The organism is Candidatus Methylomirabilota bacterium (genome assembly GCA_035260325.1).
GTDB lineage: Bacteria > Methylomirabilota > Methylomirabilia > Rokubacteriales > CSP1-6 > AR19.
In genome coordinates, this window is record DATFVL010000103.1 from 1 (window position 1) to 2,808 (window position 2,808).

Sequence of the window (2,808 nt, forward strand, 5' to 3'; positions counted from 1 at the left end):
CCCGCCGCTGAGGGGGGTGGTTACGCGAAGAGGCCGAGCGTGGAGCCCGTGGGGGTCCAGCCGGGGAAGAGCGGCGCCGCGGGCGCGCCGAGGTGACGCGTGGCGACCTCGGTGAAGAGCGTGCGGAAGTCGGTCGTCACCGCGAGGTCGCGCCCCTCGAAGAGCCGCTCGCGCCCGAGCCCGGGCCAGCGGCCGTAGACCTTGCCGCCGCGGACGGGTCCGCCCAGCACGAGCATCGCCGTCGCGTGGCCGTGGTCGGTCCCGCGATTGCCGTTCTCGGCGACGGTCCGCCCGAACTCGGACATGGTGAGCACGACGACGTCGGCCATCCGCTCGCCGAGATCCCGCGCGAACGCCGCGAGCGCTCCGCCGAATTCGCGCAGGCGGAAGGCGAGCTGACCCTGCTCGGCGCCCTGGCCCACGTGGGTGTCCCAGCCCTGCATGTCGGCGAACGCGACCTCGAGGCCGACGTTCGCCTTGACGAGCTGGGCGATCTGCCGCATCGCCTCGCCGAACGCGCCGCTCGGGTACTCGGCGCCGTTCGCCGGCGGGATGCGCGCGGCGTCCGCGCGCTTCAGGAGCCTCACCGCCTCGAAGGTCTCGCGGCCCGTCCCCGAGAGGAGGTCGCTCACGCCCCGGGCGTACAGCGATTCGAACCCGCGCCGCGCGCTGTCGGGATCGCCCGCGCGCACGTCGAAGCGCTCGATCGACTGCATCGCGATCGCGCCGATCTCGCCCTGGAGCGAGCGCGGGAGAGCGGGGCCGAGGGCGACCGCGCGGAAGGGCGCCGCCGTCGCCGGCAGCGCCTTCACGGCGCGCGCGAGCCAGCCGTCCTGCGTGCTCTTCAGGCCCGGCGTCCCCGACTCCATGTAGTCCTGGGCGTCGAAGTGCGAGCGTGTGGTGTCGGGCGAGCCGCACGCGTGGACGACCGCGAGCGAGCGGTTCTGCCAGAGCGGGACGAGCGGCGCCAGGGCTGGGTGAAGCGCGAAGAAGCCGTCGAGGTCGATGGCGCGGTCCGTCTCGCCGGCCTTCGGCGGCCGGAGGGCGATCGCCGACCGCGCGGCGGCGTAGCCGGGGTCGCCGTGCGGCATCACCATGCTGAGACCGTCCACCGCGCCGCGCTGGAACACGGCGACGAGGACCTTGCCGCTGGATGCCGCCGCGGCCGCCGTCCGGACGAGGAAGCGCGGCGGCCCGGCGAGCGCCACGAGCGAGCACGCGCCGCACTTGAGGAACGTCCGCCGGTCCATCCCGCTCACCTCCTCTGGAACTCGGGCGAGCCGATGACGAGGGCCGCCAGCTTCGCGACATCGGTGTCCGCGGGCCCGCGGTCGTCCGTCGTGAGGCGCGTGATCTGCGGGTTGCCGAGCTCGGCGGCGAGGACGGCGCGCGTCTCGCGCGTCGGCTGGCCGACGAGCGCGGCGAGCAGCCGGTCGAGCACCGTCGCGGGCTCGCGCCGGTCGCCGCCCGCGACCAGCGCGCCGAGGTCCACGCTCACCTGGGGGTAGCGGCCCGAGGCGAGCGCCAGGGCGAAGTTCATCCGCGCGAGCAGCGCGCCCGTGTTGACCCACACCGCCGCGGTGTCCTTGTAGCCGGTCGGCGGCTGGGCCTGGTAGAGCGGTTGACCGATCTCGCCGCTCGCCCGCGCGAGCTCTCCGGCGCCCCGCGCGTCCACCCGGGCGCCGAGCGCGCGCGTCGCGCTCGTGACGAACTCGAACGGCGTCTTGATCTTCGCGCGCCGCGCGTCATGGCTCCAGAATTCCGGCGACGCGACGATCGTCCGGAGCATCGCCGTGATGTCGCCGTCGGTCGTCAGGTACGTCGCGGCGACGCGCTCGACGAGCGCGGGCGGCGGCGTGTCGGCGACGAAGCGTCGGACGAGCTTTCCCGCGACGAACCGCGCGGTCGAGGGGTGGCGCGTCAGGATCTCGATCACGCGCTCGCCGTCGCGCTCGCCGCCGAAGGCCGGGATCCGCTGGCCGAGGACGACCTTCTCGCCGATGTCGTGCATCGCCGCGCGGAAGACGAAGCGCCCTTCGACCCGGGGCCGCTCGATCGACCAGCCGGTGAAGGCCCGCGCGACCTCGCGCACGTCCTGCTGCGTGTAGCCGCCCTCCACGCCGAGCGTGTGCAGCTCCATCAGCTCGCGTGCGTAGTTCTCGTTGAGCCCGGCCCGGCGGCCGCGGCCGGGCCCCTCGGCCACGGCGAAGTCCTCGCGTGCGCTGAGCCAGTTGTCGAGGTAGAAGAGCATCGCGGGGTGGCGCGCGGTGGCGCTCACGAGGTCCTTGAACTTCCCGAGCGCGTGGGGCCGGATCGCCTCGCGCTCGTACGCGGACACGTACCAGCGCACGTCGCCCTTGCCCGCGAAGACGTTGAAGTGGTTGAACCAGAAGTCCACCATCACTTCCTGGAGCTGGCGCTCGCTCGTCACGGCCCGCAGCGTCTTCGCCGCCTGGAGCTCCGCGGTGATCCGGAACGGCCGCCGCTCCGGCGGGTACATCTCCATCATTTCCTGGCGCGTCAGCCGGCCGCTCTGGAGCTTCTCGCGGAGTTCTCGGTCGGGCCGCGGGTACTGGCGGAGCGCCTCGGGAATGGACATCCTGAGCGAGGCGAGCTCGGCGAGGGCCCGCTCGGTGGCGGCGTCCTCGATCGTGTCGGCACGGAGCTGCCGCTCGATCCAGGCGGGAGCGCCGACGGCGCGGACCCGCTCGACGTCGCCGGGCCGCGGGCCGAAGGTGAGGCGGTGGAGGAGGTGGAGGATCGCCCCGTCGTCGCCGGGCGCCGCCACGGCGGGGCGCGGCGCCGCGC

General features: G+C 74.3%; 2 protein-coding genes. Both read right to left on the bottom strand.

The window, feature by feature from the left end; genetic code table 11:
- Positions 1-20: 20 nt before the first annotated feature.
- Positions 21-1,250 carry a DUF1501 domain-containing protein gene (locus VKG64_07210; protein ID HKB24829.1) on the bottom strand — a complete coding sequence of 410 codons (1,230 nt, stop codon included), beginning with the start codon at positions 1,248-1,250 and terminating at the stop codon, positions 21-23.
- A 5-nt stretch (positions 1,251-1,255) separates the two neighbouring features.
- Positions 1,256-2,808, bottom strand: a 1,553-nt coding sequence (locus VKG64_07215) for a DUF1800 domain-containing protein (protein ID HKB24830.1), incomplete at its 5' end; no start/stop codon positions are given.